This is a genomic window from Amycolatopsis sp. NPDC026612 (assembly GCF_040638285.1).
Classification (GTDB): domain Bacteria; phylum Actinomycetota; class Actinomycetes; order Mycobacteriales; family Pseudonocardiaceae; genus Amycolatopsis.
Map to the genome: position 1 here is coordinate 44,093 of NZ_JBEZYB010000030.1, position 21,054 is coordinate 65,146.

The 21,054-nt window shown below is 72.2% G+C and carries 18 protein-coding genes; 11 read left to right on the top strand and 7 right to left on the bottom strand.

From position 1 onward, the window contains the following. Nucleotides 1–19: 19 nt before the first annotated feature. Together gltB and AB0F15_RS25425 are read left to right on the top strand one after the other, a co-directional pair. Nucleotides 20–4,591, top strand: coding sequence for a glutamate synthase large subunit (gene gltB / locus AB0F15_RS25420; protein ID WP_360274949.1), 4,572 nt, complete (start codon nt 20–22; stop codon nt 4,589–4,591). Next, entirely contained in the window at nt 4,584–6,035 is a 1,452-nt protein-coding gene (locus tag AB0F15_RS25425) for a glutamate synthase subunit beta (protein ID WP_360274952.1), read from the top strand. Before gltB ends, AB0F15_RS25425 begins: the two co-directional genes overlap by 8 nt. 147 nt (nt 6,036–6,182) lie before the next feature. On the opposite strand, the gene AB0F15_RS25430 is transcribed toward AB0F15_RS25425, so the two are convergent. Then, the gene (locus AB0F15_RS25430; RefSeq protein ID WP_360274955.1) at nt 6,183–7,172 is read right to left on the bottom strand and encodes a winged helix-turn-helix domain-containing protein; all 990 of its coding nucleotides are present in this window, start codon (nt 7,170–7,172) and stop codon (nt 6,183–6,185) included. Between the two features lie 268 nt (nt 7,173–7,440). Here AB0F15_RS25430 and AB0F15_RS25435 point away from each other — a divergent pair, with 268 nt between their 5' ends. Together AB0F15_RS25435 and AB0F15_RS25440 are read left to right on the top strand one after the other, a co-directional pair. Continuing rightward, the gene (locus AB0F15_RS25435) at nt 7,441–8,076 is read left to right on the top strand and encodes an RICIN domain-containing protein (protein ID WP_360274957.1); all 636 of its coding nucleotides are present in this window, start codon (nt 7,441–7,443) and stop codon (nt 8,074–8,076) included. 225 nt (nt 8,077–8,301) lie between these two features. Continuing rightward, nucleotides 8,302–9,699, top strand: coding sequence for a Dyp-type peroxidase (locus AB0F15_RS25440; protein WP_360274960.1), 1,398 nt, complete (start codon nt 8,302–8,304; stop codon nt 9,697–9,699). Between the two features lie 52 nt (nt 9,700–9,751). Here the strand turns inward: AB0F15_RS25440 and AB0F15_RS25445 are convergent, their stop codons facing one another. Continuing rightward, a complete protein-coding gene (locus AB0F15_RS25445; protein WP_360275054.1) occupies nt 9,752–10,648 on the bottom strand; it encodes an ROK family protein in 897 nt (298 codons plus the stop codon). A gap of 194 nt (nt 10,649–10,842) precedes the next feature. Here AB0F15_RS25445 and AB0F15_RS25450 point away from each other — a divergent pair, with 194 nt between their 5' ends. From AB0F15_RS25450 to AB0F15_RS25460, 3 genes are all read left to right on the top strand, one after another. Continuing rightward, the gene (locus AB0F15_RS25450) at nt 10,843–11,052 is read left to right on the top strand and encodes a CbtB-domain containing protein (protein ID WP_257925397.1); all 210 of its coding nucleotides are present in this window, start codon (nt 10,843–10,845) and stop codon (nt 11,050–11,052) included. A 19-nt stretch (nt 11,053–11,071) separates the two neighbouring features. Then, complete coding sequence (locus AB0F15_RS25455; RefSeq protein WP_360274964.1) at nt 11,072–11,830, top strand: CbtA family protein; 759 nt, start codon at nt 11,072–11,074, stop codon at nt 11,828–11,830. Nucleotides 11,831–11,899: 69 nt separating this feature from the next. After that, on the top strand, nt 11,900–12,508 hold the full coding sequence (locus tag AB0F15_RS25460) for a DUF4190 domain-containing protein (protein ID WP_360274967.1): 609 nt from the start codon (nt 11,900–11,902) through the stop codon (nt 12,506–12,508). 93 nt (nt 12,509–12,601) lie between these two features. Here AB0F15_RS25460 and AB0F15_RS25465 read toward each other — a convergent pair whose 3' ends face one another. Both AB0F15_RS25465 and AB0F15_RS25470 read right to left on the bottom strand, forming a co-directional pair. Then, nucleotides 12,602–14,083, bottom strand: coding sequence for a cobyric acid synthase (locus AB0F15_RS25465; RefSeq protein WP_360274970.1), 1,482 nt, complete (start codon nt 14,081–14,083; stop codon nt 12,602–12,604). Continuing rightward, nucleotides 14,080–15,006 carry a cobalamin biosynthesis protein gene (locus AB0F15_RS25470; RefSeq protein WP_360274973.1) on the bottom strand — a complete coding sequence of 309 codons (927 nt, stop codon included), beginning with the start codon at nt 15,004–15,006 and terminating at the stop codon, nt 14,080–14,082. The genes AB0F15_RS25465 and AB0F15_RS25470 overlap by 4 nt, the downstream gene beginning before the upstream one ends. A 35-nt stretch (nt 15,007–15,041) precedes the next feature. Here AB0F15_RS25470 and AB0F15_RS25475 point away from each other — a divergent pair, with 35 nt between their 5' ends. From AB0F15_RS25475 to AB0F15_RS25490, 4 genes are all read left to right on the top strand, one after another. Then, entirely contained in the window at nt 15,042–15,644 is a 603-nt protein-coding gene (locus AB0F15_RS25475; RefSeq protein WP_360274976.1) for a bifunctional adenosylcobinamide kinase/adenosylcobinamide-phosphate guanylyltransferase, read from the top strand. Nucleotides 15,645–15,657: 13 nt separating this feature from the next. Next, nucleotides 15,658–16,671, top strand: a complete 1,014-nt coding sequence (gene cobT, locus AB0F15_RS25480) for a nicotinate-nucleotide--dimethylbenzimidazole phosphoribosyltransferase (protein WP_360274979.1) — start codon at nt 15,658–15,660, stop codon at nt 16,669–16,671. A 23-nt stretch (nt 16,672–16,694) separates the two neighbouring features. After that, a complete protein-coding gene (locus AB0F15_RS25485) occupies nt 16,695–17,414 on the top strand; it encodes an adenosylcobinamide-GDP ribazoletransferase (protein ID WP_360274982.1) in 720 nt (239 codons plus the stop codon). A 170-nt stretch (nt 17,415–17,584) separates the two neighbouring features. Then, nucleotides 17,585–18,283: a YafY family protein gene (locus tag AB0F15_RS25490; protein WP_360274985.1), complete on the top strand. Its 699-nt coding sequence runs from the start codon at nt 17,585–17,587 to the stop codon at nt 18,281–18,283. Here the strand turns inward: AB0F15_RS25490 and AB0F15_RS25495 are convergent. The 3 genes from AB0F15_RS25495 to AB0F15_RS25505 form a co-directional block, all read right to left on the bottom strand. Beyond that, on the bottom strand, nt 18,267–18,632 hold the full coding sequence (locus AB0F15_RS25495; RefSeq protein WP_360274988.1) for a VOC family protein: 366 nt from the start codon (nt 18,630–18,632) through the stop codon (nt 18,267–18,269). The two genes, AB0F15_RS25490 and AB0F15_RS25495, sit on opposite strands and share 17 nt — an antisense overlap. An 81-nt stretch (nt 18,633–18,713) precedes the next feature. Beyond that, the gene (gene cobC / locus AB0F15_RS25500) at nt 18,714–19,730 is read right to left on the bottom strand and encodes an Rv2231c family pyridoxal phosphate-dependent protein CobC (RefSeq protein ID WP_360274991.1); all 1,017 of its coding nucleotides are present in this window, start codon (nt 19,728–19,730) and stop codon (nt 18,714–18,716) included. Continuing rightward, nucleotides 19,723–21,051: a cobyrinate a,c-diamide synthase gene (locus AB0F15_RS25505; protein WP_360274994.1), complete on the bottom strand. Its 1,329-nt coding sequence runs from the start codon at nt 21,049–21,051 to the stop codon at nt 19,723–19,725. Before AB0F15_RS25505 ends, cobC begins: the two co-directional genes overlap by 8 nt. Nucleotides 21,052–21,054: the final 3 nt, after the last annotated feature.

Sequence of the window (21,054 nt, forward strand, 5' to 3'; positions counted from 1 at the left end):
CCTTGGGAGGCGGCCAGCCGTGACCCACCGTGCCAGTTCCCTGTTCCCGTCCGGGGAGCAGCTCAGCAACGCCGAGGCCGAGGGCCTCTACCGGAGCGATTACGAACACGACGCCTGCGGTGTCGCCTTCGTCGCCGACCTGACCGGGCGCCGAGATCATGCGATCGTCGCCAAGGCCCTGGTCGCGTTGCGCAACCTGGAACACCGCGGGGCTCGTGGCGCCGAACCGGACACCGGCGACGGCGCCGGCCTGCTGATCCAGATTCCGGACGAGTTCTACCGCGAGGTCGTCGGCTTCGAGCTCCCCGAGCCCGGCACGTACGCCGTCGGCACGGCTTTCCTGCCCCAGGACGAAAAGCGCCGCGGCCGGGCCATGACGACCATCGAGCGCATCGCGGCCGAAGAGGACATGCGCGTCCTCGGCTGGCGCGAGCTGCCGGTGCACACCGAGCACTGCGGGCCGACCGCGGCCGAGACCATGCCGCACTTCACGCAGCTGTTCCTCGCCGCGCGCCGCCCGAAACCAGAACACTCCGACCCGCTCGCCATCGAGCGCAGCGCGTTCTGCGTCCGCAAGCGCGCCGAGCGTGAGCTCGCCGAGGAGGACGTCTACTTCCCGTCGCTGTCCTCGCGCACGATCGTCTACAAAGGAATGCTCACCGAGCCCCAGGTCGAGCGGTTCTTCGCCGACCTGACCGACGAGCGCGTCACCAGTGCCATCGGCCTGGTGCACTCCCGCTTCTCCACCAACACGTTCCCTTCGTGGCCGCTCGCGCACCCGTACCGGTACGTCGCGCACAACGGCGAGATCAACACGTTGCGCGGCAACCGCAACTGGATGGACGCCCGCGAGGCGCTGCTGGAGACCGACCTGATCCCGGGCGACCTCAAGCGGATCTACCCGGTGATCACCCGCGGCGCCAGCGACTCGGCGTCCTTCGACGAGGTGCTGGAGCTGCTCCACCTCGGCGGCCGCTCACTGCCCCACGCCGTCCTGATGATGATCCCGGAGGCCTGGGAGAACCACCAGGAGATGGACCCGGCGCGGCGCGCGTTCTACGAGTTCCACTCGACGCTGATGGAACCGTGGGACGGCCCGGCGCTCGTCGCCTTCACCGACGGCAGCCAGATCGGGGCGGTCCTCGACCGCAACGGCCTGCGCCCCGGCCGGTACTGGGTGACCGACGACGGCCTCGTCGTGCTGGCCTCCGAGGTCGGCGTGCTCGACCTCGACCCGGCGACGATCGTCCGGAAGGGCCGCCTCGAACCCGGACGGATGTTCCTCGTGGACACCGTCGAGGGCCGGATCGTCGAAGACGACGAGGTCAAGAACGAACTGGCCACCGCGCACCCGTACGACGAATGGGTCGAGGCCGGCCTGGTCCACCTGGAAGGCCTGCCGGAGCGCGACCGCGAAGTGCCGCTGCACGCCGCGCTCGTGCGCCGCCAGCAGGCGTTCGGCTACACCGAGGAAGAGCTCGAAGCCATCCTCGAGCCGATGGCCCGCACCGGCGCGGAGCCGATCGGCTCGATGGGCAACGACTCGCCGATCGCGACGCTCTCCAGCCGCCCGCGGCTGATCTTCGACTACTTCATCCAGCTGTTCGCTCAGGTCACGAACCCGCCGCTGGACGCCATCCGCGAGGAGCTCGTCACCGCGCTCGGCACGCAGATCGGCGCCGAGCCGAACCTCCTGGCCGGCAACGCGGCCAGCTGCCGCCGCATCGTGCTGCCGTTCCCGGTGCTCGACAACGACCAGCTCGCCAAGCTGGTGCACGTCAACGACGACGGCGACCTGCCGGAGTTCCAGGCGGTCACCGTGCTCGGCCGGTACAACGTGCACGGCGGCGGCGACGCGCTGATCAAGCGGCTCGACGAGATCCGCGCCGAGGTGTCGGAGGCGATCGAGGACGGCGCCCGGCTGATCGTGCTGTCCGACCGCGGTGTCGACGAGAACCACGCGCCGATCCCCTCGCTGCTGCTGACCGGCGCGGTGCACCACCACCTCGTCCGCGAGAAGACGCGCACGCAGGTCGGCCTCATCGTCGAGGCCGGCGACGCGCGCGAGGTGCACCACATCGCGCTGCTCATCGGCTACGGCGTCGCCGCGGTGAACCCGTACCTGGCGATGGCGACCGTCGAGGAGATGGCCCACCAGGGCCTCATCCCCGGCGTGACGCCGAAGCAGGCGACGCAGAACCTGATCAAGGCGCTCGGCAAGGGCGTCCGCAAGACGATGTCCAAGATGGGCGTTTCGACCGTGGCGTCCTACACCGGCGCGCAGATCTTCGAAGCGATCGGGCTCGGCGAAGAGGTCATCGAGAACTGCTTCACCGGCACGACGTCCCGCCTCGGCGGCGTCGGCTTCGAGACGCTCGCCGACGAGGTCGCGAAGCGGCACGCATACGCCTTCCCCGCCGACGGCGTCCGGGCCGCCCACCGCGAGCTCGAGACCGGCGCGGACTACCAGTGGCGCCGCGAAGGCGAGCCGCACCTGTTCAACCCGCAGACGGTGTTCAAGCTCCAGCACTCCACGCGGGCCGGGAAGTACGAGGTCTTCAAGGAGTACACGAAGGCCGTCGACGACCAGGCCGAGAAGCTGCTGACGCTGCGCGGGCTGTTCGACTTCAAGTACGGCAAGCGCGCGCCGGTGCCGATCGACGAGGTCGAACCGATCTCCGAGATCGTCAAGCGGTTCGCCACCGGCGCGATCTCCTACGGCTCGATCTCGATGGAGATGCACCAGACGCTCGCCATCGCGATGAACCGCCTCGGCGGCAAGTCCAACACCGGTGAGGGCGGCGAAGACGCGGAGCGGCTGTACGACCCGGAGCGGCGCAGTGCCGTGAAGCAGGTCGCGTCGGGCCGGTTCGGCGTCACGAGCGAGTACCTCGTCAACGCCGACGACATCCAGATCAAGATGGCGCAGGGCGCGAAGCCCGGCGAGGGCGGGCAGCTGCCCGGCGCGAAGGTGTACCCGTGGATCGCGAAGACGCGGTTCTCGACGCCGGGCGTGGGGCTGATCTCCCCGCCGCCGCACCACGACATCTACTCGATCGAGGACCTGGCGCAGCTGATCCACGACCTCAAGAACGCCAACCCCAACGCGCGCATCCACGTGAAGCTCGTGTCCGAGGTCGGCGTCGGCACGGTCGCCGCGGGCGTCTCCAAGGCGCACGCCGACGTCGTGCTCATCTCGGGCCACGACGGCGGGACCGGTGCGTCGCCGCTGTCGTCCATCAAGCACGCGGGCGGCCCGTGGGAGCTCGGCTTGGCCGAGACGCAGCAGACGCTGCTGGCCAACCGGCTGCGCGACCGGATCGTCGTGCAGACCGACGGCCAGCTCAAGACCGGCCGCGACGTGATCATCGCGGCACTGCTCGGCGCCGAGGAGTTCGGCTTCGCGACCGCGCCGCTGGTGGTGTCGGGCTGCATCATGATGCGCGTCTGCCACCTCGACACCTGCCCGGTGGGTGTCGCGACGCAGAACCCGAAGCTGCGCGAGAAGTTCAGCGGCAAGGCCGAGTACGTCGTCAACTTCTTCGAGTTCATCGCCCAGGAGGTCCGCGAGTACCTGGCGGAGCTGGGCTTCCGGTCGATCGCCGAGGCCGTCGGCCACGCCGAGTTCCTCGACAAGCGCAAGGCCATCGACCACTGGAAGGCGGCCGGGCTCGACCTGTCGCCGATCTTCCACGTGCCCGCGGTGGCCCCGGCCGGGCTGCGGCTGCAGCAGACGAAGCAGGACCACGGTCTCGAGAAGGCGCTCGACAACACGTTGATCCAGCTGGCCGAGGGCGCGTTGAACTCCGGCGACAAGGTGCGGCTGGAACTGCCCGTCCGCAACGTGAACCGGACCGTCGGCACCATGCTCGGCTCCGAGCTGACCAAGCGGTGGGGCGGCGAAGGCCTGCCGGACGACACCATCGACGTCACCTTCACCGGCACGGCAGGCCAGTCGTTCGGCGCGTTCGTGCCGAAGGGCATCACGCTGCGGCTCTACGGCGACGGCAACGACTACGTCGGCAAGGGTCTCTCCGGCGGACGGCTGATCGTCCGGCCGCCTCGTGAAGCGCAGTACGTCGCCGAAGAGCAGATCATCGCCGGCAACGTCATCGCCTACGGCGCGACCAGCGGCGAGATCTTCATCCGCGGCAAGGTCGGCGAGCGGTTCTGCGTGCGCAACTCCGGCGCGCTGGCCGTCGTCGAAGGTGTCGGCGACCACGGCGGCGAGTACATGACCGGCGGCCGGATGGTCGTGCTCGGCCCGATCGGGCGCAACTTCGCGGCCGGCATGTCCGGCGGCGTCGCGTACGTGCTGGACCTGCCCGCGCACCGCGTCAACCCGGAGATGGTCGACCTCGACCCGCTCGACTCCGAGGACGCGGACTTCCTGCGGGAAACGTTGGAAAAGCACTACAACGAAACGGAATCCGCGGTCGCGCGGGAACTGCTGGCCGACTGGGACGCGGGCGTCGACCGCTTCGGGAAGGTCATGCCGAAGGACTACAAGCGCGTGCTCGCCGCCCAGGTGCAGGCCGAGCGGGACGGGCGCGACGTGAACGAGGCGATCATGGAGGCCGCACATGGCTGACCCCAAGGGCTTTCTGACCACCACCCGCGAAGAGCCGACGCGGCGTCCGGTCGACCTGCGGCTGATGGACTGGCGCGAGGTCTACGAAGACTTCGCCACCACGAAGCTGGAGAAGCAGGCCGGCCGCTGCATGGACTGCGGCATCCCGTTCTGCCACCAGGGCTGCCCGCTCGGGAACCTCATCCCGGAGTGGAACACCCTCGTGTGGCGGGACGACTGGCGGCAGGCGATCGAACGGCTGCACGCGACCAACAACTTCCCGGAGTTCACCGGCACCCTGTGCCCTGCCCCGTGCGAAACCGCGTGCGTGCTCGGGATCAACGACGACCCGGTGACGATCAAGCGCGTCGAGATCTCCATCGTCGACCGCGCCTTCGAAGAGGGTTGGGTGACCCCGCAGCCGCCGACGTCGAAGACGGGGAAGAAGGTCGCGGTCGTCGGGTCCGGCCCGTCGGGACTCGCCGCGGCGCAGCAGCTCACGCGCGCGGGCCACAGCGTCGTGGTCCTCGAGCGAGCCGACAAGATCGGCGGGCTGCTGCGCTACGGCATCCCCGAGTTCAAGATGGAGAAGCACCGCCTCGACCGCCGTCTCGCGCAGATGGAGGCGGAAGGCACGGAGTTCCGGACGTCGGTGCACGTCGGCGTGGACGTCTCCGCTTCGGAACTGACGGCTTCCTACGACGCCGTCGTGCTCGCAGGCGGTGCGACCGACTGGCGCGACCTGCCGATTCCCGGCCGGGAGCTGGACGGCATCCACCAGGCGATGGAGTTCCTGCCGCCGGCCAACCGGGTCGCTTCGGGCGAGCTGGCCGAATCGCCCTACTCGGCCGAGGGGCTCGACGTCGTCGTCATCGGCGGCGGCGACACGGGCGCGGACTGCGTCGGGACGTCGCACCGCCAGGGCGCGCGTTCGGTGACGCAGCTGGAGATCATGCCCAAGCCGCCGGAGGCCCGTTCCGACGCCCACCCGTGGCCGACGTACCCGATGATCTACCGGGTGTCCTCGGCGCACGAAGAAGGCGGCGAGCGGCTGTACGCGGTGAACACGCAGGAGTTCCTGGGCGACGAGGCCGGCCGGGTCCGGGCGTTGAAGCTGGTCGAGGTGCGCAACGAGGGCGGCAGGTTCGTTCCCGTGCCCGGGTCGGAACGCGAGCTGCCGGCACAGCTCGTCCTGCTGGCGATGGGCTTCCTCGGACCGCAGAAGAAGGGCCTGCTCGAAGACCTCGGCGTCGAGCTGGACGCGCGCGGCAACGTGGCGCGCGACAAGGCGTTCAAGACGAGCCTGGACAACGTGTTCGTGGCCGGCGACATGGGCCGCGGCCAGTCGCTGATCGTGTGGGCGATCGCGGAAGGCCGCTCGGCGGCGGCCGGGGTGGACGCCTACCTCACCGGGCGTGGCTTCCTGCCCGCGCCGATCGCGCCGACGGACCGGCCGATGGCGTAAGACCCGGCGCCGGCGGGGGTGTCACTGTCGCCACCCCCGCCGGCGCTGTTCCCCTTCTCAGCCGCAGCAATCGTTTTCACGGTCGTCCGGCTGCGCGGGCCACGCCCGGCGGCGCCTGGTTCACCGCCGCGCTGCGACGAACCGGCGTCAGCTGTCCAGCAGTGCGCTTCCCAGCGGGGTCAGCGAGTGCAGCACCGTGTTGCGCTCCCGGTGCGTGATGATCAGCCCCGCCCGCCGGAGCACCGTCGTGTGCTTGCTGGCCGCCGAGGGCGTGACCCCCAGCCGCGCCGCCAGTTCGGAGGTCGAGCACCCGACCGCCAGGACCGTCAGCGCCGCCGCGCGGGTCGGGCCCAGCAGGGCCGCCAGTGCGTTGCCCGGGGCCCTTCGGGCGCTCGGGCTCGCGAATCCCGCGGGGTGCACGGCGTGGCGGACGCACGGGTAGTGCAGCCGGGGCGTGCCACCGGGGGACGGCGGAACGAGGGCCGGGCCCACCGAGAAGTACGTCGGGACCACCAGCAGGCCGGTGCCTTCGGAGGGAACCGTCCCGGCGATCCCGTCGTCGGTCTCGAGGACCGGCGCCGCCCAGTGCACCTTCGGCCGCAGGCCGGTCAACAGTGCTTCGACCCCGCCGTGGAGCAGCACCTGCGTGCGCATCCCGAGGTCGGCGTCCACCTGCGCGCACACGATGTCCCAGCACGGTGCGACGGCGAGGTCGTGGTACTCCTGCAACGCCTGCACCAGCCGCGGCAGGCCCGCGGTGTCGCCGTCGGCGAGCGCGGCCGCCCATGCGGGCAGGTCGCGCTCGACCGGGGCGGTGCGCAACGCGACCTTGAGGCTCACCGATTCGGTCTTGAGCACCGCGGCGAGCCCGGACTCCAGGTCGTAGCGGCCCGCGGCGGGCAGCAGGAACTCCGGGATCGGCGCGTCCGGGCGGCAGAGCCACATCAGCACCGACGCCGAGTCCGGCAGTCCTTGCCACACCCGGTGGCGCCACCGGTTGAACGCCGCCGAGGCCGCTTGGCGGCCGCCGTCACGCCGCTGCAGCACCTGCAAGCTCGCGGTCAGCTCCCCCATCGGATCGGCCGCGGCCGCGAGGGCGACGCGGACGAGGTCCGGCAACGTCAGTCCGATGCGCACGTTCCCCCCCGGAGTGTCTGCCCGTCCATCGGCCGATGATCTCGTTCCGTTACACCGCTGACCTGTGTCTTGGCCTCTCCCGGAAATCTCCTCGACGGCGGGCGGAAGGCCCTGAATGATGTCTGGAGAGACCGCTTTCGGGGGTTTGACGGTCTCGACGAGGGGGAATCGCCGGCACGACCACGCGCCGGGTCCACTGTGGCCCGGAGCCGGTTGCCGCATGCTTTCTCCCTTCGTCGTCACGGGTGAAGCGACGATAAGGGGAACCATGACGAAGATGACGCGCCTGATGGTGACGGTCGCCGCGGCGGCAGGGCTGTTCGGCCTGGTGGCCGTTCCGCAGGCCGGTGCCGAGCCGGTCGACGGCAAGGGGGACGTGCAGGTCCAGGCCCTTGCCGGGGGCATCAAGCTGCGGCCCTCCAAGGTCGCTGCCGCGCAGCGCTCCACCGCCGGGGTCGCCGGCGCCCAGGTCGCCGAGGCCGACGCCTACCTGATCGAGTCGGCCGCCTTCGGCCGCTGCTGGGACGCCGACCTGAACACGATCGGCGGCAACGGCACGATCATGGCGCTGTGGGACTGCAACGTGTACGCCGCCAACCAGGCGTTCTACGTGACCCGGAACCCGGAGGGCTACCTCCGCTTCCAGAACGTGCAGAGCGGCCGGTACCTCGAGGCCGACCTGACCACGATCGGCGCCAACGGCACGAAGGTCCAGCTGTGGGCCTACAGCCCCGGCGGCAAGAACCAGCAGTGGATCGACACCGTGAACCCGGAGGGTTACCTGCGGCTGCAGACCGTCGCGAGCAACCGCTACCTGACCGGTGAGGGCTCGGTCGGCGGCAACGGCACGCGGATGCAGCTGTGGGACTTCATGGCGGGCGCCAAGTCCCAGTGGTGGTTCTGATCCGGCAGGCAAGGTGAAAACGCGGGCCCCGGCCGGGGCCCGCGTTTTTCTTTTCCGCGAACAATTTCGCGCTCAACTTAAACTTTCGTGTGAAACCGGCGGACGGGTGGCACACCCCGCCCCCGGCACTGCACCCTGTAGTCAGGGGACCCGGCCGGCCGAGGGGGGATTCGGTCGGCCGGGTGCCCGCCGAAAGGCGGGCTTTTCACACGGGAGGGGACCCGAATGAGTATCGATCTGTCCACCACGCTGTCCTGGACCACGGTGACCGGTGACGCCGCGACGACGCTCGGCGAACTGCAGCCGAACATCCTCAAGGCCCACGTCCGCGATCACCTGTCCGCACTGCTGCTCACGTTCGGGAACGAGGCGGAAGCGCGGGCCTTCCTCGTCTCGATCACCGGGAAGATGAAGTCCGCCAAGGCCCACCTCGACGAGGTCGCCGCGTTCAAGACCGGCGGTGGCGCGGGGACGCCGTACGTCGGCGTCGGGCTCACCGCGGCCGGCTACCGCGCTCTCGGCGTCGAGAACTTCCCGCAGGACGAAGCGTTCCTGCGCGGGATGACGGCACCGGAGACGCGGCGGAAGCTGAACGACCCGCCGCGCTCGACGTTCGATCCGGGCTACCGCGGGGAAGTCCACGCCGTCGTGCTCGTCGGCGACGCCACCGACAAAGCAATGACCGCCCGCCGCACCGAAATCCTCGGCCTGCTGCCGGACTCGGCTACGGTGCTCACGGAGGAAACCGGCCTCGGCCGGGTCAACGCGCGGGGCGAAGGCATCGAGCACTTCGGGTACGTCGACGGCCGCAGCCAGCCGCTGTTCCTCACCGAAGACGTCGACGCGGAGAAGAACAACACCGACGGCATCAACGTGTGGAATCCGGCGGCACCGCTCGAGCAGGTACTGGTGCCCGATTCCGCGGCGCCGGATCCCCTCGTACATTTCGGCAGCTATTTCGTTTTCCGCAAACTGGAGCAGAACGTCCGGCGGTTCAAGCAGGCCGAAGCGGATCTGGCCGACACGCTCGGCCTGACCGGCGAAGACCGCGAGCGGGCCGGGGCGATGATCATCGGCCGGTTCGAGGACGGCACGCCGCTGACCACCCAGCGGGAAGACGGCGCGGAAAGCCCGGTGTCGAACAACTTCACCTACGACAGCGACCGCGCCGCGCTGAAGTGCCCGTTCCAGGCGCACATCCGCAAGACGAACCCGCGCGGCTCCGGCAGCGCCGAAGATCCGGCCGGCGAGCGGCGGCACCTGATGGCCCGCCGGGGCGTCACGTACGGGGAGCGCCCGGACGACCCGAACGCCGACGTGCCGCCCGCCGTCCGGCCGAGCGGCGGGGTCGGGCTGCTGTTCATGGCCTTCAACTCCGTGCTGGACAACCAGTTCGAGTTCACGCAAGCGCTTTGGGCGGACAACCCGGGCTTCCCGATCGTCGACGGCGTCACGCCCGGGCTGGACCCGGTGATCGGCCAGGGCGAGCGCGGATCGTCGGACTACACCGTGGACTGGGGTGGCGCCGCCCAGCGCACGGCGGGCCCGGTACCGCAGGCGGTGACGCTGCGGGGCGGCGAGTACTTCTTCATGCCGTCGCTGGCGTTCCTGCGGTCACTCTGACGCTGGGGGTGCGGAGGCCACCACCGGACGACCGGTGGTGGCCTCCGGAGCATCAAGCCTCGAGCAGGTCGAAGGCCAGCAGGCCCGCGCCGAGGCGGCCGGCTTCGTCGCCCAGCTCGGCGATCCGCAGCTCCGGCATCTTCTGGAACGTCAGGTGCGCGGCCAGCCACTCCCGCACCGGCGCGAGCACGTAGTCGGCGGCCGTGAACAAGCCACCGCCCAGGACGATCACCTCCGGGCCCAGCAGCGTCAGCAGCGTCCGGATCCCGTGGCCGAGGCCGTCGAGCGCGTCCTGGACCACCGCCACCGCGACCTCGTCCCCGCGGCGGGCGAGCTCCACCACCTCGCGGGCGCCGTCGGCCGGGCGACCGGTGCGCTCGGTGTAGCGGCGGGCGATCGCGGCCGCCGACGAGATCGCCTCCAGGCAACCCGTCGCGCCGCAGCCGCACCGGCCCGGGTGGCCCACGTCGATGTGACCGACCTCGCCGGCCTGCCCGTGCGCGCGGTGGATCCGGCCGTCGAGCAGCAGCGCGGCCGCGATGCCGGTGCCGACCGGGATGAACGCCGCGTTCGCCGCGCCCCGGCCCGCACCGACGCGGAACTCGGCGATGCCACCCGCGGTGACGTCGTGGCCGAACGCCACCGGCAGCTCGAGCCGGTCTTCGAGGAGCTCGCCGAAGGGCACTTCGCGCCAGTCGAGGTTGGCCGAGAAGTGGCAGACGCGGGTCTGCTCGTCGACGATCCCCGGCACCACCACGCCGACCGCCGCCGGCCGCCCGGTGCCCGCCTGGTCCGCCAGCGCGGCCACGATGTCCGCGACCTGCGCGGCCAGCGCCGTGCCGTCCGCGCTGCGTGCCGTCTCCGCGCGCAGCGCCGCCTTCGGCTGCAGCTGCTCGTCGAGCAACGCCGCTTTGATCGTCGTCCCGCCCACGTCCAGGGCCGCCACCATTCGAGTCACCGCGGCATTGTCACATTGACGCGGCCCGAACGGCGGACCTACGCTCATCCGGCCAGACGACGGATTCCGGAACGCGGTGCAAGTCCGCGCGGTCGCGCCACTGTGACCCCCACCCGGGGGAAGCCAGACCCGGACCGTCGTGACCGACCCCGATGAGGCCGCGAAAGCCCGAGGAGGCCACGCTCATGACCCACACGGCAGCTCCCGCCGTTCCGCTCCCGATCCGCATCCCGATCCGTGAGATCGTGCCGTGGGCGGTGTTCGTGGTGCTCCTCGCCCTGATCGCGCTGTACTTCGTGAGCGCCGAGCAGGGCGCCACCGCGGTGTTCGCGAACATGTACGTCCACGAGTTCGTGCACGACGGCCGGCACCTGCTGGCCTTCCCCTGCCACTGATCGGCGGGCACGACTTCCCATGATGAAGACCCTGCTGGTCCGCGGCATGCTCGCGGGCCTGGTCGCCGGCGTGCTCGCGTTCGGGTTCGCCTACGCCTTCGGCGAACCGTCGGTGAACGTCGCGATCGGGCTCGAGGAGTCCGGCGGCCACGCACACTCCCACGAAGATTCCGCTCCCGCCGCTTCCGCCCCCGCCGCCGAAGAGGAAGAGCTCGTCCCCCGGGACATCCAGAGCACCGTCGGGCTGCTGACCGGCGTGCTCGTCTACGGCGTCGCGATCGGCGGCCTGCTTTCGCTGGCGTTCGCGTTCGCCCAGGGCCGGCTCGGCTCGCTGCGCCCGAGGGTGACGGCGCTGCTGCTCACCGCGGGCGCGTTCACCGTGGTGTTCCTGGTGCCGTTCCTGAAGTACCCGGCCAACCCGCCCGCGGTGGGCCGAGCGGGCACGATCGGCTCGCGGACCGAGCTGTACTTCGGCTTCGTCGCGGTTTCGCTGCTCGCCGGCATCCTCGCCACGGTGTTCGGCCGCAAGCTCGCGGACCGGCTCGGCGCGTGGAACGGCTTCCTCCTCGCCGCGGCGGGCTACCTCGTGGTGATCGGCGTCGTGGCCTGGCTGATGCCGGTGGTCGACGAGGTCCCGGCGACGTTCCCGGCGTCGACGCTCTGGAGCTTCCGCACGGCGTCGGTCGGCACCCAGGTGACGCTGTGGCTGGCGCTGGGCCTGGCGTTCGGCGCGTTCGCGGAGAAGGCGCTGACCCGGCGGACCGCCGTCGCCGCCTGACCGAATCGTTAACCCGACGGCCGGTTCGTCCCCTTAGGCTCTCCCCACGGGAAGTCTCCAGGGGGAATCTTGACCGAGCCTCAGTCAGCCGTACCCGCCAAGCGCGACGGTGTCGCGGTCGCGTCCTTGATCTCCGGGGTGCTGGGCTTCTTCGGGATCACGGCGTTGCTGGGCATCGCCCTCGGCATCGCCGCGCTGGTCCGGATCCACCGGACCGGCGAGCGCGGCCGCGGGCTGGCGATCGGCGGGATCGCCGCGGGCGCGGTCTGGGCGCTGGCGCTGCCGATCGCGGCCATCGTCCTGCTGGCCAGCCTGCTGAGTGCGTCGAACGCACCGATCGCGGCGCTCCAGGTGGACAACTGCTACAACACGGCCCGCCCCGGCCACGACGCGGCCCGCGTCCCCTGCGAGGACGAGCACGACGGCGTCGTGCTGGACGCGTTCACGATGGCCGACCCGCAGGCGTCGTACCCCGGTGACCAGGAGGTCAAGACCGCGGCGGACCGCAGCTGCCGCCTGCGGATGGCCAGCCTGTTCGGCGGCGGTGTCACGATCCCGCCGGGACTGGTGCTCGTCGGCTACGCACCGGACGAAGACGCATGGACGGCCGGCGCCCGCGTCGCGACGTGCGGACTCCAGGCGTCCTCCGGCCGGCTCACCGGCCCGTTGCCCCGCTAGGGCGGTCCGCGGGCCCGGAAGCGGGTCGGCGCCTCGCGGCGCCCCGGACAGCCGGAACCGGGCGGGTCGGCAACGCTCCCGGCCTTGGCGCGGCTAGGGCGCCCCCGGTGGGACGAATGGCAGGGCCGGTGGCGCGCCGTGGTCCAGTAGCGTTTGCAGGAGCTGCGTGTCCAGGTGCTCGTCGACCGCGTCCGCCAGCTTGTCCAGCATCTGCTCGCGCAGGTCGCCGAAGGCGGGCGCGTCCGGTGCCGGGGCCCAGGTGATTGCCGCCTGCCTTGCCGCTTCGGTGAGCCACGCGCGGCGGAATGCGTCGTTCTCGAACGCGCCGTGCCACATCGTGCCCCAGACCGATCCGGCGCACAGACCGTCCAGAAAGGACTCCGCCGGGGTCGTGGTGGTCACCGAGCCGTGGTGGATCTCGTAGGCGTCCACCGGATGGCCCCGCCACGTCCCCGCGGGGCGGGCGAGGACCTTCTCCGCGGTGAACGTCACCCGCGCGGGCAGCAGGCCGAGGCCCGTCACCTCGCCCGCGCCGGATTCGACGTCGTCCACAATGGACTCGGACAGCATCTGGTAGCCGCCGCAGATGCCGAGCACCGGGCGGCCCGCGGCGGCCCGGGCGGCCACCGCCGTGTCGAGACCGCGGGCCCGGAGCCAGGTCAGGTCACTGACAGTCGCGCGCGAGCCGGGCAGCACCACGACGTCCGCCGCCGCGACCACGTCGGGGTCGGCGGTCAGCGTCACCGTGACCCCGGGCTCGGCGGCCAGGGCATCCACGTCGGTGGCGTTGGACGCGCGCGGGAACCGGACGACCGCGACGGTGAGGCCGGTGCCGTGCGCTTCCCGGCGCCAGCCCGCCGCGGCGAGGGCGTCCTCCGAGTCGATCCACACCCGGTCGAGCCAGGGCAGCACGCCGAGCACCGGCCGCCCGGTGAGCTTCTCGAGGCTGTCCAGGCCCGGCCGCAGGAGCCTGACGTCGCCGCGGAACTTGTTGACCACCCAGCCCGCGACCAGGGCCTGGTCCTCGGCCGACAGCAGCGCGAGGGTGCCGAACATCGCCGCCAGCACGCCGCCGCGGTCGATGTCGCCGACGACCAGCACCGGCAGCCCGAACCGCCGCGCGAGCCCCATGTTGACGTAGTCGCCGCCGCGCAGGTTGATCTCCGCCGGGCTGCCCGCGCCTTCGCAGACGACGACGTCGTAGCGCGCGGCGAGGTCTTGGAAAGCGCCGAAGGCGATCTCGGCCAGCCCGGCCCGGCCGGTGGCGTACTCCCCCGCTTCGAGGGTGCCGAACGGCTTCCCGAGCGCGACGACGTGGCTGCGCCGGTCACTGCCCGGCTTGAGCAGCACCGGGTTCATCGCCGCCTCGGGTTCCACGCCCGCGGCCCGCGCCTGCACCCACTGGGCGCGGCCGATCTCGGCACCGTCGCCGCAGACCATGGAGTTGTTGGACATGTTCTGCGCCTTGAACGGAGCCACCCGCACACCCCGGCGCGCGAGCCAGCGGCAGATCCCGGCGGTGACCAGGCTCTTCCCGGCATCGGACGTCGTACCCGCCACGAGCAGGCCGCTCATCGGGCCGCCACCCCCGCGGCCAGCGCGACCGCGGCCGCTCCCACCCGGCGCGACAACCGCACCGCCCGCCTCAGGTCCACCGGTTCCGGTTCGCGGCCTTCGCCGAGCCGGGCCCGGCTCTCCACCTCGCCGCCGTAGCTGTTCGTCCCGCCGAGCCGGATGTCCAGCGCGCCCGCGAACGCGGCCTCGACCTGGCCGGCGTTCGGGCTCGGGTGCCGGCCGCCGTCGCGGCGCCACACCCGCCAGGACGCCCGCGCCCGGCCACCCGCGCACCCCGCCGTGAGCACCGCCCCGATCCGGGACGGCACCAGGTTGACGACGTCATCGGCGCGGGCCGCGGCCCAGCCGAAGCGGCGGTAGCGCGGCGAGCGGTAGCCGACCATCGCGTCGAGCGTGTTGAGCGCGCGGTAGCCGAGAAGGCCCGGCATCCCGGCCACGGCGCCCCAGAACAGCGGCGCGACCACGGCATCCGAAGTGTTCTCGGCGATCGATTCGGTGGCCGCGCGCGTCAGTTCGGCGGAGTCGAGCGCCGTCGCGTCGCGCGCGCAGAGGTGCGAGAGCCGTTGACGTGCTCCGGGCACTTCGCCCGCTTCGAGCAACCGGGCCATTTCGGTGCCTTCGGCGGCGAGCCCGCGTCCGCCGAGCACTACCCACGTGCAGACCGCTGTCGTTGCGAAGCGCGCGAAGGGATGTCGCCGCGTCGCCGTCTGAAACGCGACGCCGACGCCTACGGCGCCGAAGGTGCACAGCGCCGCGTACACGGCTCCGCGCGGCTTCGAATCCGCCCAAAGACGGTGCTCGAGGCGCCCGGCGGCGGTCCCGAACAGCGCGACCGGGTGCCCTGTTCGGGGGTCACCGAACAGAGCGTCGGCGATGTATCCGGTAACGAGTCCGGCCGCGGTTGTCCCTAGACGGAGTGGCACGTGGCGCACGGTAGCGCGTGCACCAGAATGCCGGTATGACGAAGCTGACCCACCGGCTCGCCGGGTACCTCGAGACCCTGGCCCGTACCCTCCGCCGGTACGGACGCGACGAAGGCAAGGTGCTGGTCCTCGGCGGGGTCCGGTCGGGTAAGTCCCGGCACGCCGAACGGCTCGTCGCCCGCCACCCGCACCTCGTCTACGTCGCGCCCGGCCTGCCCGCGGGCGAAAACGACCCCGAATGGGCCGCGCGGGTGGCCGCGCACCAGGCGCGGCGGCCGGCGAACTGGAAGACCGTCGAGACCACCGACCTGGCCGGGATCCTGCGCACCGCGACCGAGCCGCTGCTGATCGACTGCCTCGGCACCTGGCTGTCCCGCGTGCTGGACGACGTCGGCGCGTGGCAGCAGAAGCGGGGCTGGGAGCACCGCCTCGACGACCGGCTCGAAGACTTCCTGGCCGCCTGGGCCGCGGCGCGGGTGCCGGTGGTCGCGGTCAGCAACGAGGTCGGCAGCGGTGTGGTGCCCGCAACGTCGTCCGGACGGCTGTTCCGTGATGTGCTGGGCGCACTGAACAACCGGGTGTCCGCCGACGCCGACCGGGTCGTGCTGGTCGTCGCGGGCCGGGCGCTCGACCTGTAGCCAGGAGGCGCCCGTGTTCGACGTACCCGTGCCCGACCCCGCCGCTCGCGCCGCCGCGCTGGAGCGGCTCGACGGCCTGGTCAAGCCGCTCGGCGCGCTGGGCAGGCTGGAGGAGATCGCGGCCTGGCTGGCCGCGGCGCACGGCACCGTGCCACCGCGGCCCCTGGACGACGTCCGCGTGGTCGTCTTCGCGGGCGACCACGGGGTGTCCGCGCTCTCGGCGTACCCGCGCGAGGTGACCGCGGCGATGGTCCGGGTGTTCCTGGCCGGGAAGAGCGGCGTCAACGTGCTGGCCGCCCAGGTCGGGGCGAAGGTCCGGGTGGCCGACATCGGCGTCGACTGGGACGGCGCGGACGTGCCGGCGTCCGTCACGGCGCACAAGATCCGCCGCAGCTCGGGCTCGATCGACGTCGAGGACGCCCTGTTGCCGGGCGAAGCGCAGGCGGCGTTCGAGGCGGGCCGGGCGATCGCGCGGGAGGAGCGCGAGGCGGACGTGCTGATCCCGGGCGACATGGGGATCGGCAACACGGCGATGTGCGCGGCGCTGGTGGCGGCCTCGCTGGGCCTGCCCGCGGCGGAGGTGGTCGGCACGGGAACCGGCGTCGACGCGGCGGGCCTGGAGCGCAAGACGGCGGCGGTCGCGGCGGCCTTGGCGCGGACGGCGGGCCGGACGGAGGACCCGTTCGAGCGGCTGACGGCTCTGGGCAGCGCGTGCGTCGCGGCGACGGCGGGTTTCCTGGTCGAGACGGCGGTGCTGGGCATCCCGGTGCTGCTGGACGGCGTCTTTTCGGGGGCGGCGGCCCTGGTGGCGCGGGACATCGCGCCGGGGGCGGAGCAGTGGTGGCTGGCCGGGCACCGGTCGACGGAGCCGTCCCAGGCGTTCGCGCTGAAGGCGCTCGGGCTGGAGCCGATCCTGGACTTCGGACTGCGGCTCGGTGAAGGGAGCGGCGCGGTGCAGGCGGTGCCCACGCTGCGGGCGGCGCGGGCGATCGTGGCCGACATGGGCTTGCTGGCCGACCTGGCGTGAGCCGCTGGGGTGATGCGGCGCGGATGGCCGTCGGGACGCTGACCACCGTGCCGGTTCCGGCGCCGCGGGTCATCGATCGGCGGGTTGCGGGCCTTGCCATGGTGCTCGGACCGCTCGCGGCGATTCCCCTGGCCGCCGCGGCCGGGGGGATCGTCTGGGCGGGCTCCGCTGCCGGGCTGCCCGCGCTCGCCACCGCGGCCCTCGCCCTGGGTGCCGTCGCCCTCGGCAGCCGCGGCCTGCACCTCGACGGGCTCGCCGACACCGCCGACGGGCTCGGCGCCTCCTACGACCGCGCGAAGGCGCTCGACGTCATGCGCCGCGGCGACTCCGGGCCGACCGGCGTCGCGACGCTCGTCTTCGTCCTCCTCGTCCAAGTCGGTGCACTCACCGGAGTGCACAACGGGATCACGGTGGCCGCCGCGATCCTCGTCGGCCGGTGCACGCTGTCGATGGCGTGCTCGCGGGGCGTTCCGCCGGCGCGGCCGGAGGGGCTCGGCGCCACCGTCGCCGGTTCGGTGCCCCGCACGGCCGCAATCGCCGTCGGGGTGGCCGCCGCCGGGCTCGCCGGGCTGCTTCCCGGACTGCCCTGGTGGCGCGGGCCGCTCGCGGTCGTCCTCGCCTACGCCGTCGCCGGAGCACTTCTGTGGCGATGCACCCGGCGGCTCGGCGGCATCACCGGTGACACCCTCGGCGCCGGTGTCGAAGTCGCCGTCGCGGCCGCTCTGCTCGCGCTGTCGACCTAGACGAGTAGAGCATGAGTCCGGGTGGTGACCGGAGACGAGGCGAAGGCCGACGGCCGTGTTCGCGGCCGCCTCGGCCACGAGGTCCGGTTCCGCCTGCGGCCGGGGCGACCGAGCTCAAGCAGCTCTGCGATCGGCCCGAACTGTCGTACCCCCCTTCTAGAGTGATCCGCGTGAACCGGACCGATCGTCTCTATGCCCTCGTCGAAGAACTGCGGGCCGTTGCGCCGCGGCCGCGTAGCGCGCGCTGGCTCGCGGGCCGGTTCGAGGTCAGCGTCCGCACCGTCGAACGGGACATCAGCGCCCTGCAGCAGGCCGGCACGCCGATCTACGCCGAGCCCGGCCGCACCGGCGGGTACTGCCTCGACAAAGCGCGCACGCTGCCGCCCGTCAACCTGACCCCCGGCGAAGCCGTCGCCATGGCACTCGCCCTCAAACGCCTCGACGGCACCCCGTTCCGCGCGGAAGCGGGCTCAGCCCTGCGCAAGCTCGTCGCGGCGATGCACAAGGACGACGCCGCCGCGGCCCGGGAACTGGCTGCCCGCGTCCACATCCTCGACCCGGCTTCGCCGCCTCCGATGCCACGCAAGATCGCCGACGCGCTCGACGCCGGCCGTGTCCTGCGCATCGGCTACGCCGACCGGGAAAGCGCCGTGACGCAGCGGGAGATCGAACCGCTCGCCTACCTCGGCAAGCCGACCCACTGGTACCTCGTGGCCTGGTGCCGGCTGCGCGACCAGGTCCGGGTCTTCCGCACCGATCGGATCTCGTCGGTGACCGTCACGGCCGAGGTGCCGACGTTCCGCGGGCTGCGGCGCGAGGACCTCGACATTCCGTACGGCGTTGTCGAGCAGCTCAGCTTGGCGGGGTGAACACCGAGAAGTGGTTGCCCGCCGGGTCGAGCAGGTGCGCGAACCTCACCCCGACGGGATTGACCGCCGGTGGTCGCTGCACCCGGCCACCCGCCGCCTCCGCCCGTTTGCACGCTTCTTCGACGTCCTCGACGAGCACGGTGAAGACCGCGTAGCCGGGCATTTCGCCCTTCGTCGCGAAGAGGCCGCCGCGCGAACCGCCGGTCTCGATGACCCGGTAGGCCGCATCGGTGCTGGCCGACGAGTCCTGGGCGACCTTCCAGCCGAAGACGTCGCCGTAGAACCGTTCGGCGGCCGCCGGGTCCGCGGTACCGATCTCGAACCAGGCGACGTCGTTGAATCCGGGCATGTCGTTCCTTCCGCTGCACGCCGGGTGCTTCCCGGTCTCCGCCCACTCTCGACCTCGGCGGCGACAACCCCCTGTCGGTGTTTAGGAAACTTCGCGCACCGCGGTCAGGAACGCGTCCGTCGTCGCGCGGTCGCGGACCGCCACCCGCAGGTGGTCCGGGCCCAGGCCGGGGAAGGTGTCTCCCCGGCGCACCGCGTAACCGGCCTCCCGCAGCCGCTCGCGAAGCGCCGCCCCGCCCGGGACGCGGACCAGCACGAACGGGCCACGCGGATCGCCCAGCACGTCGACACCCTGCGAGGCCAGGCCGGACACCAGGTACTCCCGGTCGGCTTCCGCGGCCACCGCCAGCTTCTCGGCTTCCTCCAAAGCGGACGGACGGCAGCACGCCACGGTCGCCACCCCGGCCAAAGTGGACACCGACCACGGCACCTGGACCGCCCGCAGCCGCGCGACGACGGCCGGCTCGGCGAGCACGTACCCCGCCCGCAGCCCGGCCAGCCCCCACGTCTTCGTCAGGCTACGCAGGACGACGACACCCGCGTGCCCGGAGGCCAGGCTCTCGGCCTCGCCGGGGACCGCGTCCAGGAACGCCTCGTCGACCACGAGCAGCCGCCCGGGCCGGGCCAGCGCCCGCAACGACGCAGCCGGGTGCAGTACCGACGTCGGATTCGTCGGGTTGCCCACGAACACCAGGTCGGCGTCGGCCGGGACCAGCGACGGGTCCAGGACGAAACCGTCCGCTTCGGACAGGAGCACGCGCGAGACGGCGTGCCCCGCCGCTCGCAACGCCGCTTCGGGCTCGGTGAACTGCGGGTGCACGACCACCGCCCGCCGTGGTCGCCAAGCCGACGCCAGCAGCGTGAAAGCCTCAGCCGCACCGGCGGTGACGAGGACTTCCGCGGACGGACGGCCATGACGCCCGGCCACCGCGCGTTCAGCGTCCACAGTGGACGGATAAGCGGCCAAGGAGTCCAAAGCGGACGCCAGCTCCTGCCGCAACCACGCGGGAGGCCGCGGCAGCCGGACGTTCACGGCGAGGTCGACCAGCCCAGGCCCGACTTCGCGGTCGCCGTGGTGGTGCAGGTCGTACTCACTCATACGCCCGGACCCGCGCCGCGAACCGCTGAGCCAGCTCAGGATACCCGGCCCAGTGGACGTGCAGGTAGGACGCGTGGAGCGTCGGCGACGCGAAGCCGTCCAGCTGCCGGTCCCAGCCCCACGCCGCCGAGGCGCCGTGCGACGGCGTCACCTCGGTGCGGTGGAATTCGTGCCCGGTGACGCGCTGACCGGCCGCCGCCAGCACGTTGTCCTCGACGGCGACCGCGCGGCGGTAGCCGAGCTTGCCGCGGGCGGTCATCTTGGCGTCCGCGGGCACCGCGCCGACCATGGGCACGCCGTCCAGCGACTGGCACAGGTACAGCAGCCCCGCGCACTCGGCGCTCACCGGCATCCCGCGGTCGATCGCGGACGCCACTTCCGCCCGCAACGCCGTGTTCGCCGACAGTTCGGCCGCGTGCACCTCGGGAAACCCGCCGCCGAAGTAGAGACCGGCGCATCCGTCGGGCAGAGCCCGGTCCCGTAACGGGTCGATGTCCACGACCTCGACCCCGCAAGCGGCCAGCAGCTCGATGTTCTCGGTGTAGCGGAAGGTGAACGCCGGGCCGCCGGCGGCGGCGACCGTCACCCGCGGACCGTCCGTACCGTCCACACCGGACGGTTCCCACGCCGGGGCCGAAAGCCGCGGAGCTCCCGACGCGATGCGGACGATCGCCTCGAGGTCGACGCCGTCGGTCACCCACGCGGCCAGGGAAGGCAGCACGCGCTGCGCCTCCGCGGCTCGTTCCGCCGCCGGGACCAGCCCGAGGTGACGGCTCGGCGCGTGGATCTCTTCGTTGCGGTACAACGCTCCCAGCAGCGGGACGCCGGTGGCTTCCAGCGCGGCCGCGATCTCGTCGAGGTGCCGCTGCGACCCCAGCTTGTTGAGGACGACCCCGGCCAGCCGCACCCGGGTGTCGTAGGACGCGAACCCGAGCACCGTCGCAGCGACACTGCGCGAAGCCGCCGACGCGTCCACCACCAGGACCACCGGCGCGTCCAGGAGCCGGGCCACGTGGGCGGTCGACGCGTACCCCTCGGTGCCGAGCGCACCGTCGAAGAGGCCCATCACGCCTTCGATCACGGCGATGTCGGCGCCGCGGGAACCGTGTCGCAGCAGGGGAACCAGCCGGTCCTCGCCCTGCAGGAAGGGGTCCAGGTTGCGCGCCGGCCGTCCGGTGGCGAGGGCGTGGTAGCCCGGGTCGATGAAGTCCGGCCCGACCTTGTGCCCGGACACCCGGTGCCCGGCCGCGCGCAGCGCCGCCATCAGCCCGGCGGCGATCGTGGTCTTGCCGTGCCCGGAGCCGGGCGCGGCGATGACCACGCG

Coding starts and splice junctions, on each gene's coding strand:
- AB0F15_RS25450 (WP_257925397.1), top strand. CDS start 10,843: ATGACCCACACGGCAGCTCCCGCCGTTCCGCTCCCGATCCGCATCCCG.
- AB0F15_RS25435 (WP_360274957.1), top strand. CDS start 7,441: ATGACGAAGATGACGCGCCTGATGGTGACGGTCGCCGCGGCGGCAGGG.
- AB0F15_RS25465 (WP_360274970.1), bottom strand. CDS start 14,083: ATGAGCGGCCTGCTCGTGGCGGGTACGACGTCCGATGCCGGGAAGAGC.
- AB0F15_RS25495 (WP_360274988.1), bottom strand. CDS start 18,632: ATGCCCGGATTCAACGACGTCGCCTGGTTCGAGATCGGTACCGCGGAC.
- AB0F15_RS25440 (WP_360274960.1), top strand. CDS start 8,302: ATGAGTATCGATCTGTCCACCACGCTGTCCTGGACCACGGTGACCGGT.
- AB0F15_RS25425 (WP_360274952.1), top strand. CDS start 4,584: ATGGCTGACCCCAAGGGCTTTCTGACCACCACCCGCGAAGAGCCGACG.
- cobC (WP_360274991.1), bottom strand. CDS start 19,730: ATGAGTGAGTACGACCTGCACCACCACGGCGACCGCGAAGTCGGGCCT.
- AB0F15_RS25475 (WP_360274976.1), top strand. CDS start 15,042: ATGACGAAGCTGACCCACCGGCTCGCCGGGTACCTCGAGACCCTGGCC.
- AB0F15_RS25485 (WP_360274982.1), top strand. CDS start 16,695: ATGGCCGTCGGGACGCTGACCACCGTGCCGGTTCCGGCGCCGCGGGTC.
- AB0F15_RS25445 (WP_360275054.1), bottom strand. CDS start 10,648: ATGGTGGCGGCCCTGGACGTGGGCGGGACGACGATCAAAGCGGCGTTG.
- AB0F15_RS25455 (WP_360274964.1), top strand. CDS start 11,072: ATGATGAAGACCCTGCTGGTCCGCGGCATGCTCGCGGGCCTGGTCGCC.